Here is a 13,155-nt window from a genome sequence, read left to right as displayed (position 1 = left end):
AGGCGGGAACCCAGGTTCACCCACCGACACCTTTACCTCCGCTTCGCCGCCAGCGCCCTGAGCGCCGCCACCAGGTCGCGGTTCTGCTGCGTCTCCGGCAGCGATTGCGCCAGCTCCTCGAAGGCCTGCACCGCGCGCGGCGGCAGCTCGAGCGTGCGCATCTCGGGCCGGTCGGGCAGGGCGCGCGTCACCTGCAGCTTGATCCGGGTCGACTCCACCTGCCAGCCCTTCTGCACCAGGGTGACTTGCAGTTTCGGCAGCAGCTGCTTGAGGCGGGCCGCCAGCGCCGAGCTGGGCACGGCCAGGGTCAGCACGCCTTCCTGGAACGACAGCACGTCGCAATTGTGAAAGATCGCCGGCAGCGCCGCCGCGCAGTCGCCCTGCAGGCGCGCCATGCGGCCGACGGCCGGCATCAGGCTGGCCATGCGGTCGTTGGCGCGCAAGAAGTCGGTGGCGGCGTGCGACGTCTGCCGGGTGCTGGTCCCGAAAATATGGAAGGGACGCTTGGGAGGAGATTGCTGCATGCTTGGAACATACCACAGCGTCCGTGCTTTGGGCAGACCGGGTGGCGGATCCGCCGCCGCGTACGCGCCGTCGAAGCCAGTCTGACAACGTTTCTGGCTCGGCCGGACTTGTTATCCTGCCTACGATCCCCAAGTGTGGCCGGATCGCATGATAAAATCAGTAGTTATTTGCTTAGGGAAGCACTGATCTATTCATGACGGCGATCCGCCAGAATAGATCAATGCTTTCCTGCTCGGTCTTCGATGCTTATCGCTTTGATATCATCTTGGCTTCTTTTTGCGGCGTATTTTTCTAGAACACAGCATGTCATTCCTGACCCAGATTTTCGGCAGCCGTAACTCGCGTCTGCTCAAGCAGTACCAAAAGACCGTGCGTCAGATCAACGCGCTCGAGCCACAAATGGAGCAGCTTTCGGATGCCGAGCTGCAAGCCAAGACGCCCGAATTCAAGGATCGCCTGGCCAAGGGTCAGACCCTGGATGACATCCTGCCAGAGGCTTTTGCCGTCTGCCGCGAAGCGGCCAAGCGCGTCCTCAAGATGCGTCACTTCGACGTGCAACTGATCGGCGGCATGGTCCTGCATCAGGGCAAGATCGCCGAAATGGGCACGGGTGAAGGCAAGACCCTGATGGCAACGCTGCCGGTCTACCTGAACGGCCTGTCGGGCAAGGGCGTGCACGTCATTACCGTCAACGATTACCTGGCCCAGCGCGACGCGGAACAGATGGGCCAGCTGTATGGCTGGCTGGGCCTGTCCACCGGCGTCAACCTGTCGCAGCTCGACCACGACAGCAAGCAGAAGGCCTACGGTTCCGACATCACCTACGGCACCAACAACGAGTTCGGCTTCGACTACCTGCGCGACAATATGGTCTTCGAGGCGCGCGAACGCGTGCAGCGCACCCTGAATTTCTCCGTGGTCGACGAGGTCGACTCGATCCTGATCGACGAGGCGCGCACCCCGCTGATCATCTCCGGCCAGGCCGAGAACCACACCGACCTGTACCAGCGCCTGAACGCAGTGCCGCCGCAGCTGACCCAGCAGATCGGTGAAGAGACCTCGGACGGCAAGGGCAAGATCGAGGTCCCGGGCGACTACCTGAAGGACGAGAAAGCGCATACCGTGCTGCTCACCGAGCAGGGCCACGAGCGCGCCGAAGCGATCCTGACCGAGATGGGCCTGCTGCCCGAGGGCGCGTCGCTGTACGACGCCGCCAACATCTCGCTGATCCACCACCTGTATGCGGCGCTGCGCGCCCACGTCCTGTACCACAAGGACCAGCACTATGTGGTGCAGAACAACGAAGTCGTGATCGTCGACGAATTCACCGGCCGCCTGATGACGGGCCGCCGCTGGTCGGACGGCCTGCACCAGGCGGTCGAGGCGAAAGAGGGCGTGCGGATCCAGAACGAGAACCAGACCCTGGCCTCGATCACCTTCCAGAACTACTTCCGCATGTACGCCAAGCTGGCGGGCATGACCGGCACCGCCGACACCGAAGCCTTCGAATTCCAGGAAATCTACAGCCTGGAAACCGTGGTCGTGCCGCCGAACCGCCCGTCGCAGCGCAAGGACCGCCAGGACCAGGTCTACAAGACGTCCGACGAAAAGTACAACGCGATGTTGAACGACATCCGCGACTGCTACGAGCGCGGCCAGCCGGTGCTGGTCGGCACCACCTCGATCGAGAACTCCGAGCTGCTGTCCGGCATCCTGACCAAGGCCAAGCTGCCGCACAACGTCCTGAACGCGAAACAGCACGCCCGCGAAGCCGAGATCATCGCCCAGGCCGGCCGTCCGAAGATGATCACCATCGCCACCAATATGGCTGGCCGCGGTACCGACATCGTCCTGGGCGGCAACGTCGGCAAGCAGATCCAGATCATCGAAGCCGACAGCAGCCTGTCGCCGGAGCAGAAAGCCACCCAGTCGCAGCAGCTGCGCGACGAATGGCAGTCGCTGCACGACCACGTGGTGAACGCCGGCGGCCTGCACATCATCGGCACCGAGCGCCACGAATCGCGCCGGGTCGACAACCAGCTGCGCGGCCGTTCGGGCCGCCAGGGCGACCCGGGTTCCTCGCGCTTCTACCTGTGCCTGGATGACGCGCTGCTGCGCATCTTCGCGGGCGACCGCGTGCGCGCCATCATGGACCGCCTCAAGATGCCGGAAGGCGAACCGATCGAGGCGGGCATCGTGTCGCGCTCGATCGAGTCGGCCCAGCGCAAGGTCGAAGCCCGCAACTTCGACATCCGCAAGCAGCTGCTCGAATACGACGACGTCGCCAACGACCAGCGCAAGGTGATCTATACCCAGCGTAACGAACTGCTGGAGTCGACCGACATCAGCGAGATGATCAACTCGCTGCGCGTGGGCGTGTTCACCGACCTGGTGCGCGACTACGTGCCGGCCGAATCGGTCGAGGAACAATGGGACGTCAAGGGCCTGGAAAGCGCGCTCGCGTCCGAATGGAGCCTGGAAGTGCCGCTGCAGCAGATGCTGCAGGACGAGCCGAACCTGAACGACGACGACATCCTCGAGCGCGTGCTGGGAGCGGCCGACGCGTCCTACAACGCCAAGGTCGGCGTGGTGGGCAAGGATTCGTTCGGCGGCTTCGAGCGCAACGTCATGCTGCAGAGCGTGGACACCCACTGGCGCGAGCACCTCGCGGCGCTGGACCACCTGCGCCAGGGCATCCACCTGCGCGGCTATGCGCAAAAGAATCCGAAGCAGGAATACAAGCGCGAAGCGTTCCAGCTGTTCAGCAGCATGCTGGACCTGATCAAGAACGAAGTGATCCGCACCGTGATGACCGTGCGCATCCAGTCGCGCGAAGAAGTCGAGGCGGCCGAGGCGGCGATGGCGGCCCAGGCCGCGCAGCTGGAAAACCTCAATTACCAGCACGCCGACTTCAACCCGTCGGCCGCGCCGGAAGAGCTGCTCAACCCGAACCCGAACCGCAGCGGCGCGGGCGAGGCCGTGTCGGCCGAAGACCACAGCAGCTATATGGGCGTGAAGGTCGGCCGCAACGATCCATGCCCTTGCGGCAGCGGCAAGAAGTTCAAGCAGTGCCACGGCAAGCTGGCGTGATGCCGGCGTAGGGTTGGCGGCTTCGCCGCCGACGCGGTGATAGATATCTGCAAGATCATCCGGCACGATATCGACGCCGATAACGATCAACGCGTCGGCGGCATAGCCGCCGACCCTACGATTCCACCATCCGTTTATACCGTCCCCAATCCCACCCCGCGCCCGGATCGGTATGCGTCTGCCCGGCATGGTTCACATGCCCCTTCACGTTGTAGTCGGCATCCGGCAGCACCGCGTTCCAGCCCCGGCTGCCGTCATACACCCGCGGCGCGATGCCGCGCGCCGCGAGGATGGCGCGCGCCAGGCTGCTCGAGGCCAGCAGCTCCGAATACCAGGCGCCCGGCTGCTCGACGAAGCCTTCGTGCTCGATGCCGACCGTGTGGCCGTTGGCGCTGCCCACATGCCAGGCCTTGTCGCTTTCCCGCACCATCTGCGTGACCTGGCCGTCCGACGAACGCACCAGGTAGTGGGCGCTGACGCCGGCGCTGCAATTGCGGAACCACGAGATCGCCCCCGCATACGAGCCCTGGGTCGTGTGCACGGTCACGTGGCTGACCGCCAGCGTGCGGCCTGAATAATTGCAGCTGGCCGCCGGCAGCCATACCACGTCCGGATGGTCGGCCAGCGCCGTCAGCACCAGTGCGCGCGCCGACAGGACGCCGAGCCGCGCCGCGCCATAGATGCGCGCCAGGTCGACCGGATGCCGCGTCACCGCGAAGTCCTGGCCCTGGCGGCCTTCGCGGATCGCCATATAGATGTCGTAGGTGTGGATCTGCGCGACGTCGCGCTGAAGAATGCCGCACAGGCGCGCCGCGGCGTCTTCCCACGCTTCCAGCGGCGTGTCGCGCGTCCTTCCCCGGCCGTACAGCGCGAGCAGGGCGGCCGCGCCGCGGATATTGTTGGGCGTGTCCAGCGCCAGCCGTTGCGTCGGGGCGTCGAGCAGGGCCGCGGCCAGGCGCAGCGAACGGCCGAAATGCGGATCGTCGCGCAAACCCATGATGCCGTAGGAGCGCGGCAGGCCATGGTGCGTGGCGGCCTGCGGCGATGGCGGATGCCAGCGCGACTCGGCCCAGGCGATCGCTTCGAGCAGCGCCGGCGGCACGTCGAACTCGTGCGCGGCGGCGTGGATGCACTGCCGGCAGCGCCGGGCGTCGGCGCTCAACTCGACCTGGTTCGATGCTGGCATGGCGGCTCCCGTCGGCTCTGCTCCTGCATGTTTTTCTTAATGGCATCTGCGCATGTTGATGTGCAGCAGAAACCTCGCAGCATGGCCAGGTCGCTGGCGTTACAATAACGGATTCGACAATTTTTCCAACGAGATCACCATGGCCGTCAATTCCCCCCTGCCAGTCGCCGCCGACCTGAAGCCCGTCAACGGTGTCGAGATCGGCTTTGCCGAAGCCGGCATCAAGAAGCCGAACCGCAAGGACGTGCTGATCATGAAGCTGGCCGAAGGCGCGACCGTCTCCGGCGTGTTCACCCTGAACCGCTTCTGCGCCGCGCCGGTGCAGGTCAGCAAGGCCAACCTGGAGGCGGTGAAGAACGGCGGCGCGCCGATCCGCGCGCTGGTGGTCAACACCGGCAACGCCAATGCCGGCACCGGCGAGCAGGGCCTGGCCAATGCCCGGGCCACCTGCGCCGAGGTGGCGAAACTGCTGGGCATCGAGGCCGGCCAGGTGCTGCCGTTCTCCACCGGCGTGATCCTGGAACAGCTGCCGATGCCCAAGCTGCTGGCCGGCCTGCCCGCCGCGGCGGGGAGCCTGAAGGCGGACAACTGGTTCAACGCCGCCGAGGCGATCATGACCACCGACACCCAGCCGAAGGCGGCATCGGCCACGGTCACCATCGGCGGCCACGTTGTGACGATGACCGGCATCAGCAAGGGCGCCGGCATGATCAAGCCGAACATGGCGACCATGCTCGGCTACCTGGCGATCGACGCCAGCGTCGCCCAGCCGGTGCTGGACGCGCTGGTGAAACACGCGGCCGACCACTCGTTCAACGCCATCACCATCGATGGCGACACCTCGACCAACGATTCCTTCATCGTGATCGCGACCGGCACAGGAAAACTCGAGATCAATACCGCCAGCGGCGCCGATTACGAGGCGCTCAGGGAGGCCGTGACCGACATCTCGCGCAACCTGGCGCAGCAGATCATCCGCGACGGCGAAGGCGCGACCAAGTTCATCACGATCACGGTCGACGAAGGCCGCGACGTGCCCGAGTGCCGCAAGATCGCCTATGCGATCGCCCACTCGCCGCTGGTCAAGACCGCCTTCTTCGCGTCCGACCCGAACCTGGGCCGCATCCTGGCCGCGGTCGGCTATGCCGGCGTCGACGACCTCGATGTCACCAAACTCGACCTGTACCTGGACGACGTCTGGGTGGCGAAGGCGGGCGGCCGCAATCCGGATTACAAGGAAGAAGACGGCCAGCGCGTGATGAAGCAATCCGAGATCACGGTGCGCGTCAAGCTGGCGCGCGGCGACGCCACGGCCACCGTCTGGACCTGCGACCTGTCGCACGACTACGTGTCGATCAACGCCGACTACCGTTCCTGATGACGCCGCTCGATCCGTTGGACCGATTCCTGCGCCGGGCCGAAGGCCTGCTCGAACGCCTGGAGGCAATGCTGCCGCCGGCCACCGCGCGCGAGCCGGATTGGAAGCGCAGCTTCGCCTTCCGCTGGCGCCGCCGCCCTGCCGGCGGGGGTAACTATCTGCAGCCGGTGCTGCACGCATCGACCATCAAGCTCGAGGACCTGCACCACGTCGCGGCCCAGAAGCGCCAGATCGAGCAGAACACGCGCCAGTTCGTGGCGCGCCGCCCGGCCAACAACGTGCTGCTCACCGGCGCGCGCGGCACCGGCAAGTCGTCCCTGATCAAGGCCTGCCTGAACGCCTTCGCGGACCAGGGCCTGCGCCTGATCGAGGTCGACAAGGCCGACCTGGCCGACCTGCCCGACATCATCGACCTGGTCGCCGGCCGGCCGGAGCGCTTCGTGGTGTTTTGCGACGACCTGTCGTTCGAAGAAGGCGAAGCGGGCTACAAGGCGCTGAAGGTGGCGCTCGACGGCAGCATCACGGCGCAGTCGGACAATGTGCTGATCTACGCCACCTCGAACCGGCGTCACCTGATGCCCGAGAAGATGTCGGACAACGCCAGCTACCGCCACGGCGAGGATGGCGACCTGCATCCGGGCGAGACGGTCGAGGAAAAGATCTCGCTGTCCGAACGGTTCGGATTGTGGCTGTCGTTCTACCCATTCCGCCAGGACGACTACCTGGACATCGTCGGCCACTGGCTGGCGGATTTCGGCTGCACGCCCCGGCAGATCGAGGCGGCGCGGCCGGAGGCCCTGCAGTGGGCCCTGCAGCGCGGCTCGCGCTCGGGCCGCGTGGCCTGGCAATTCGCGAAGGACTATGCCGGCAAGCTGCCGGATGCATCATCGAATGACTGACACGACCAATCAAGCGCCGGTCGACGTCGCCGTCGGCATCCTGATGCGGCCCGATGGCGACGTGCTGCTCGGCCAGCGTCCCGACGGCAAGCCGTATGCCGGCTACTGGGAATTCCCGGGCGGGAAAGTCGAGGCGGGCGAAGACGTGTTCGCCGCCCTGCAGCGCGAGTTCATGGAAGAACTCGGCGTGCGCGTCGTCAGCGGCGACGCCTGGTGCTGCGTCGAGCACGTGTACGAGCACGCCCATGTGCGCCTGTATTTCTACATCTGCCGTGAGTGGCTGGGTGAGCCGCAAAGCCTGGAAGGCCAGGCCTTCGCCTGGCAGGGCGCCTTCGGCGTGAGCCCGCTGCTGCCGGCCACCATCCCGCTGCTCGAATGGCTCGACCGGGTCCGTTATCCGGAACGTTCATAGCGGACAGCCAATCTTAAGGAGAACGTGTGAAAGTCATCATCCTCGGCAGTGGCGTCATCGGCACCGCATCGGCATATTTTCTGGCCAAGGCCGGGCATGACGTCACCGTGATCGAGCGCCAGCCCGGCGCCGGGATGGAGACCAGTTTCGGCAATGCCGGCGAGATCTCGCCCGGCTATGCCACGCCCTGGGCCGGCCCCGGCGTGCCGATGAAGGCCCTCAGATGGCTGGCGATGCGCCACAGCCCGCTGGTGATCCGGCCCAGGCTCGACCCGCAGCAGTGGCGCTGGATGCTGCAGATGCTGGCCAACTGCAATACCCGCAGCTACCAGGTCAACAAGGGCCGCATGGTGCGCCTGGCCGAGTACAGCCGCGACGTGCTGGTGCAACTGCGGCGCGACACCGGCATCGCCTACGACGAACGCAGCAAGGGCACCCTGCAGCTGTTTCGCACCCAGAAGCAGCTCGATGGCGCGCACACCGATACCGAGGTGCTGGAGCGTTCCGGGGTGCCGTACAAGCTGCTCGACCGGCAAGGCTGCACGCAGTACGAGCCGGCGCTGGCGCGCGTGCCCGGCAACTACCTGGGCGGCCTGCTGCTGCCGAACGACGAGACCGGCGACTGCTTCAAGTTCACGCAGGCGCTGGCCGGGCTGGCCAAGGGCCTGGGCGTCAAGTTCCGGCACGAGATCAAGATCGAGCGCCTGAGCGTCGAGGGCGACCGCGTGACCGGCGTCGTCACGAACAAGGGCGAACTGAAGTCCGACGCCTTCGTGCTGGCGCTGGGCAGCTATTCGCCGCTGCTGCTCAGGCAGATCGGCATCGACATCCCGGTCTACCCGGTGAAGGGCTATTCGATCACGGTGCCGATCACGGACGCCTCGGGCGCGCCCGAATCGACCGTGATGGACGAGACCTACAAGGTGGCGATCACGCGCCTGGGCGACCGCATCCGCGTCGGCGGCACGGCGGAGCTGTGCGGCTACGACCTGCGCCTGCACCAGGCGCGGCGCGACACGCTCGAGCATTCGGTGACGAATCTGTTCCCGGACGGCGGCGACGTGCGCCAGGCCTCGTTCTGGTGCGGCCTGCGGCCGATGACGCCGGACGGCACGCCGGTGATCGGGCCGACGCCGTACCGCAACCTGTTCCTGAACACGGGGCCTGGCACGCTGGGCTGGACCATGTCGTGCGGCTCGGGCCGGGTGCTGGCGGACATCCTGTCGGGACGGCAGCCCGAGATCGGGCTGGAAGGGCTGTTCATGGACCGCTATGGGCGGCGCAACAAGCCGGTGGTGGTGCCGGCGGGAATAAGTCGTTAAGCTCGAAGCCGGTCCATACGCTGAACACGTCGTTCCCGCGGAGGCGGGAACCCAAGTCATTTGCGCAGCGACTCCCCAACCAGTACCAGGATGCTGGCAAGCTTGGGTTCCCGCCTTCGCGGGAACGACGCAGGTGGTGGTTCAGCGTTCTTGCGGCGTTTCGTCCAACGGATCCGCCGGCGCGGCGCCGGGAATCACGAATTTTTCTTCGGCCCAGGCGCCCAGGTCGATCTTCTTGCAACGCTCGGAACAGAACGGACGAAACTTGTTCGCATCGGTCCATTCGACTTGTTTGCCGCAGGTGGGGCAGGCTACGACGGTCATCGGTACTACCAATCAAGAATCAGAAATTGCAGAGGGTCAGGTCGAACGGCACGTCTTCTTCCAGCGGCTTGGGCTTGCAATCGCCGTCCTGGGTGGTGAAGCGTACCCACAGCATGTACTTGTTGGCCGAGATTTCGGGGATCGCACCCGTCGACTCGTCCAGGGTCAGGCGCAGCATCTGGTAGATTTTACCCTGTAACATCTGCTGATAGCTGCCCGCCACGGCGATCATCTTGACCGGCGCGCCCGAATTGCGCAGCAGGCGCAGCACCAGGGACAGCGCATCGAGCAGCGGGGCGAGCGGCCCGAACCAGCCCATGATGTCGGCATGGCGCTGCCCGGCCGGGCGCTTTTGCCAGGCGTAGTAGGAGGGCAGGTCGAATTCGCAGGCGCCGCCCGGGATGATGGTGCGCCCGCGGATGCTCATCAGCCATTCGTTGTCGCGCACGTTCTGGCCGGTCTTGCCCTGGCTGGTCACCAGCGCGCCGCTGGCCGCATCCAGTTCGGCCAGGACGGCGTCGAGCGTGTCGGCCGCGACCGCGGGATTGCTGCGGTAGGCCAGCAGCGACTGCTTCTGCCGTTCGAGTTCCTGCAGCAGATCCGATTTCAGATCCGCGCGGCCGGCCACTTCCAGCATGTCGAAGATCGTCGCGAGGGCGACATGGTGCTGCATCGGATGTTCCTGCTGCACGAAGAACTTGAATTTCTCGTACAGGTCCTCCAGCCGCAACAACGTGCGAATCCGCTCGTTGAAAGGGTATTCGTAGACGATCAAAATGACATTCCTCTGAATGTAGGCTGGAAAGCAACTTGGTGATTCTGAAGCATACGAGGCAAAATTACAAACACTGCATCAACCTTGTGACATGCTTAACGCCAGATACCGCGCATGCAAGCGTGTTACCTGGGGGGAAAGAGCTTCCAGGCCGTCGTCGTTGTCGATCACGTCGTCGGCCGCCGCCAGGCGCTGGGCCCGCGTGACCTGGGTCGCCATGATGGCGCGCACCTGCTCGGCAGACAGGCTGCTGCGCTGCATGACGCGCGCGACCTGGGTGTCTTCCGAGCAGTCCACGGCCAGCACGCGCGACACCCGCTCGCGCCATGTTCCCGACTCGATCAGGAGCGGCACCGCATAGATCACATAGGGTCCGGTGGCGATGGCCGCCGCCGCCGCCGTGGCGTCGCGGATGCGCGGATGCAGGATCGCTTCCAGCCGGCCGCGCGCCGCGGCATCGGCGAACACGAGGTTGCGCATGCGCGCGCGGTCCAGGGCCCCATCGGGCGTGGCGAAGTCGGGTCCGAACTCGGCCACGATGGCCGGCATCGCCGCGCCGTGCGGGGCGGTCAGGGAATGGGCGATGGCGTCGGTGTCGACGATCGTGGCGCCCAGGCCGGCGAACAGCTCGGCCACGGTGCTCTTGCCGCAACCGATGCCGCCGGTGAGGCCGACCGAGAACGCCGTGCCGCGCGCCGTGTTCATGCGCCGCCCAGCATGCCGGCGCTGAACCGGCCCAGCTGATCGCCATACAGCATGGCGATCAGGCCGGCCGCCGCCAGGTAGGGCCCGAAGGGAATCGGCTTGTCGCGGCCGCGCCGGGCAAACACGATCAGGCTGATGCCCACCACTGCCCCGACCACCGACGACAGCAGGATGATGGTGGGCAGGGCGGTCCATCCCAGCCAGGCGCCGAGCGCCGCCAGCAGCTTGAAGTCGCCATACCCCATGCCCTCCTTGCCGGTGGCGAGCTTGAACACCCAGTACACGGACCACAGCACCAGGTAGCCGCAAACGGCGCCGATCACGGCGTCCTGCAGCGGCGCGAACGTGCCGTTGATGTTCATGATCAGGCCCGCCCACAGCAGCGGATAGGTCAGGTCGTCCGGCAGCAGCTGGGTGTCGAAGTCGATGAAGGTCATGGCGATGAGCAGCCAGGCGAACAGCAGGCTGGCCATGCCCGCCGCGCCGCTGCCGAAGGTCCATACCATCAGGCCCGAGACGATGGCGGTGAACAGTTCGATCGCCGGATAGCGCGCCGGAATCGGCGTCTTGCACTTGCGGCACTTGGCGCCCAGGGCAAGCCAGCTGATCACCGGGATGTTCTCGACGGCCGTGATCTGGTGGCCGCAGCAGGGGCAGCGCGAGCGCGGCACCATCAGGTTGAAGCGGTCGGTATGCGGCGGCTCCTTGCCGCTTTCCTGCGCCACGTAGTTGTCGGATTCGCGTTGCATCATCTTCGGGACGCGGTAGATGACCACGTTCAGGAAGCTGCCGACCAACAGGCCCAGCAGGGCGGCCACGAGGGTGGGACCCAGCAGGGCAGGGGGCGCAAACAACAACGATTCCAGGGGCATGTCGATCCGGTCCGAGACGAATGGGCGGCGCCATCCGACTACCGGCGGCCTACCGCAGAGTAATTCCTTACAACAACCTCATTGTAGGGGTTTTCCCCGCGTTTGGCGAAGGCGTTCGAAGACCGAAGCCGCACCGACGGCATCGCCACACGATTGCGGTGCCTCATGTGTGGCGCGTGGCGGGCGGCTAGGCTGAAGCCGATCCTTTGCCCTGCCGCCGCCATGCCGCCATGCCGAGCCCGACCTTCACCTTCCTCAACCACGCCGGCTTCCTGCTGCGCACCGACAATGCGCTGCTGCTGGCCGACCCCTGGCTGGACGGCACGGTGCTCAACGACGCCTGGAGCCTGCTCGACCGTTCCACCAGTACCGCCAGGCTGATCGCCGAGCTCAATGCGAGCGGCTTGCCGGTGTTTATCTGGTGTTCGCGCGCCCAGCCCGACCGCCTGTCGGCGCCTTTCCTGCGCCGCTTTCGCGCCGAGTTCCGCGGCATCGCCACCTTCCTGTATCGCCAGGGCCGCGACTGGCGCCTGCAGGGCGAGTTGCGGCGCAACCGCTTCGCCATGGCCGAGTGCCCCGATGGACAGGCGCGCACGCTGGCGCGCGACCTGCGCCTGACGGCGTTCGGCAACGGCGAAGGCGACGCCTGGTGCCTGGTTCGCTGCGGCCGGCGCACGCTGCTGCACCTGGGCGAGCGCGCGCTCGCCACCCGCGCCGCCTGCCGCGCCGTCGCCGAGCGCCTGCGCAGGGCCAACGTGCGCGTCGATGTGCTGCTGACGGGCTTCGCCGACATGGCCTGGTGCGGCAATCCCGACGATTTCGCCCGGCGCGAAGCGGCGGCCGAACAGGGCCTCGAGCGCCTGGCCGTGCAGGCCGAGACCTTCAGGCCGCGGCTGATCGTGCCGGTCGCGTCCTTCGCCCGCTTCAGCCGCGTCGACAATGCCTGGCTCAATCACGGCCGCCGCACGCCGCTGGGCGTGCTGGAATCGCCGCGGCTGGAAGCGCAGCGCGGCCTGATCCGCTTCTTGCAGCCAGGCGCGCGCTTCGACCTCGAATTCGACAGCCCGGCCAGCCTGGCGGCCAAGCACGAGCAGGCACTGGCGCACTGGATGCGCTGCTGGCGCGAACGGCCCGAGCCGCTGCCGCGTCCACGCCCGGCCGCGGTGGCGGAACTGAAAGAGGCTTTCCTCGGTTATCGTGAGCGGGCGGTAGAGCGGCTGCATGGCCTGCCGCGCCTGCTGGAGCGCTTGCGCCTGCTGCGCCCGCTCGTGCTCGCGCTGCCCGACCTGCGCCAGACGGTCGAGTTGTCCTACCTGCGCGGCCTGCGCCTGCTGGCGCGCGATGCGCAGGCCGACGTGGCGATGTGTTCGGGGACGGCGCTCTACCTGCTGCGCGCGGAGGACGGATTCGATACGACCTATGCGGGAGGGTGTTTCTGGGTCATGCGCGGCAGCGGGCTGTCGGCGTTCGGGCGCTTCTTTCTGCCGCAGCGGATGGGCCGGCGCGGGCTGGACCGGCAGCGGCCCTGGGCGACGGGGAGGGTACTGCTGCGCGCGACGTTGGCATGGACGATGCGGAACATTCGGACCGCCTTGAGATAGGCCGTGCAAGGCGCCGGGACGCTCGTCGATGGGCCATGGACTTGGCCATGGCCCCTGCAGGAACAT

Annotated in this window: 12 protein-coding genes; 6 read left to right on the top strand and 6 right to left on the bottom strand. The window is 66.4% G+C overall.

The features are described 5' to 3' along the window. Positions 1-32: 32 nt before the first annotated feature. Entirely contained in the window at positions 33-524 is a 492-nt protein-coding gene (locus ACZ9AQ_RS14535) for a DciA family protein (protein ID WP_429204094.1), read from the bottom strand. Positions 525-828: 304 nt separating this feature from the next. On the opposite strand from ACZ9AQ_RS14535, the gene secA reads away from it, so the two are divergent. Further along, positions 829-3,615, top strand: coding sequence for a preprotein translocase subunit SecA (gene secA, locus ACZ9AQ_RS14530; RefSeq protein WP_429204096.1), 2,787 nt, complete (start codon positions 829-831; stop codon positions 3,613-3,615). A gap of 115 nt (positions 3,616-3,730) precedes the next feature. Here secA and ACZ9AQ_RS14525 read toward each other — a convergent pair whose 3' ends face one another. Further along, the gene (locus ACZ9AQ_RS14525; RefSeq protein ID WP_429204098.1) at positions 3,731-4,801 is read right to left on the bottom strand and encodes an N-acetylmuramoyl-L-alanine amidase; all 1,071 of its coding nucleotides are present in this window, start codon (positions 4,799-4,801) and stop codon (positions 3,731-3,733) included. Positions 4,802-4,940: 139 nt separating this feature from the next. Between ACZ9AQ_RS14525 and argJ the strand changes: the two genes are divergently transcribed. From argJ to ACZ9AQ_RS14505, 4 genes are read left to right on the top strand one after another with little or no spacing between them, the layout of a single operon-like run. After that, the gene (argJ, locus tag ACZ9AQ_RS14520; RefSeq protein WP_429204100.1) at positions 4,941-6,179 is read left to right on the top strand and encodes a bifunctional glutamate N-acetyltransferase/amino-acid acetyltransferase ArgJ; all 1,239 of its coding nucleotides are present in this window, start codon (positions 4,941-4,943) and stop codon (positions 6,177-6,179) included. Beyond that, a complete protein-coding gene (locus ACZ9AQ_RS14515; RefSeq protein WP_429204102.1) occupies positions 6,179-7,078 on the top strand; it encodes an ATP-binding protein in 900 nt (299 codons plus the stop codon). The genes argJ and ACZ9AQ_RS14515 overlap by 1 nt, the downstream gene beginning before the upstream one ends. Further along, positions 7,071-7,490, top strand: coding sequence for an NUDIX domain-containing protein (locus tag ACZ9AQ_RS14510; RefSeq protein ID WP_429204104.1), 420 nt, complete (start codon positions 7,071-7,073; stop codon positions 7,488-7,490). The genes ACZ9AQ_RS14515 and ACZ9AQ_RS14510 overlap by 8 nt, the downstream gene beginning before the upstream one ends. A gap of 26 nt (positions 7,491-7,516) precedes the next feature. Next, entirely contained in the window at positions 7,517-8,812 is a 1,296-nt protein-coding gene (locus tag ACZ9AQ_RS14505) for a D-amino acid dehydrogenase (protein WP_429204106.1), read from the top strand. A gap of 141 nt (positions 8,813-8,953) precedes the next feature. On the opposite strand, the gene ACZ9AQ_RS14500 is transcribed toward ACZ9AQ_RS14505, so the two are convergent. From ACZ9AQ_RS14500 to ACZ9AQ_RS14485, 4 genes are all read right to left on the bottom strand, one after another. After that, complete coding sequence (locus tag ACZ9AQ_RS14500; RefSeq protein WP_429204108.1) at positions 8,954-9,136, bottom strand: DNA gyrase inhibitor YacG; 183 nt, start codon at positions 9,134-9,136, stop codon at positions 8,954-8,956. Positions 9,137-9,155: 19 nt separating this feature from the next. Further along, positions 9,156-9,911 (bottom strand): cell division protein ZapD, encoded by a 756-nt coding sequence (zapD, locus tag ACZ9AQ_RS14495; RefSeq protein ID WP_429204109.1) that lies wholly within the window; start codon positions 9,909-9,911, stop codon positions 9,156-9,158. 78 nt (positions 9,912-9,989) lie between these two features. After that, positions 9,990-10,616, bottom strand: coding sequence for a dephospho-CoA kinase (gene coaE / locus ACZ9AQ_RS14490; protein WP_429204111.1), 627 nt, complete (start codon positions 10,614-10,616; stop codon positions 9,990-9,992). Further along, complete coding sequence (locus ACZ9AQ_RS14485; RefSeq protein ID WP_429204113.1) at positions 10,613-11,488, bottom strand: prepilin peptidase; 876 nt, start codon at positions 11,486-11,488, stop codon at positions 10,613-10,615. The genes coaE and ACZ9AQ_RS14485 overlap by 4 nt, the downstream gene beginning before the upstream one ends. Before the next feature lie 230 nt (positions 11,489-11,718). Here ACZ9AQ_RS14485 and ACZ9AQ_RS14480 point away from each other — a divergent pair, with 230 nt between their 5' ends. Further along, positions 11,719-13,089, top strand: a complete 1,371-nt coding sequence (locus ACZ9AQ_RS14480; protein ID WP_429204115.1) for an MBL fold metallo-hydrolase — start codon at positions 11,719-11,721, stop codon at positions 13,087-13,089. The last annotated feature ends 66 nt before the right edge of the window (positions 13,090-13,155 follow it).

The organism is Massilia sp. UYP34 (genome assembly GCF_056279385.1).
The sequence above is the reverse complement of the archived record's forward strand: the minus strand, read 5'-3'. Positions and strand labels throughout refer to the sequence as shown.

Bases quoted from the DNA above. Each gene is read 5' to 3' on its own strand.
- ACZ9AQ_RS14485 (WP_429204113.1), bottom strand. From the start codon at position 11,488: ATGCCCCTGGAATCGTTGTTGTTTGCGCCCCCTGCCCTGCTGGGTCCC.
- argJ (WP_429204100.1), top strand. From the start codon at position 4,941: ATGGCCGTCAATTCCCCCCTGCCAGTCGCCGCCGACCTGAAGCCCGTC.
- coaE (WP_429204111.1), bottom strand. From the start codon at position 10,616: ATGAACACGGCGCGCGGCACGGCGTTCTCGGTCGGCCTCACCGGCGGC.
- ACZ9AQ_RS14510 (WP_429204104.1), top strand. From the start codon at position 7,071: ATGACTGACACGACCAATCAAGCGCCGGTCGACGTCGCCGTCGGCATC.
- ACZ9AQ_RS14515 (WP_429204102.1), top strand. From the start codon at position 6,179: ATGACGCCGCTCGATCCGTTGGACCGATTCCTGCGCCGGGCCGAAGGC.
- ACZ9AQ_RS14525 (WP_429204098.1), bottom strand. From the start codon at position 4,801: ATGCCAGCATCGAACCAGGTCGAGTTGAGCGCCGACGCCCGGCGCTGC.
- secA (WP_429204096.1), top strand. From the start codon at position 829: ATGTCATTCCTGACCCAGATTTTCGGCAGCCGTAACTCGCGTCTGCTC.
- ACZ9AQ_RS14500 (WP_429204108.1), bottom strand. From the start codon at position 9,136: ATGACCGTCGTAGCCTGCCCCACCTGCGGCAAACAAGTCGAATGGACC.
- ACZ9AQ_RS14535 (WP_429204094.1), bottom strand. From the start codon at position 524: ATGCAGCAATCTCCTCCCAAGCGTCCCTTCCATATTTTCGGGACCAGC.
- ACZ9AQ_RS14480 (WP_429204115.1), top strand. From the start codon at position 11,719: ATGCCGAGCCCGACCTTCACCTTCCTCAACCACGCCGGCTTCCTGCTG.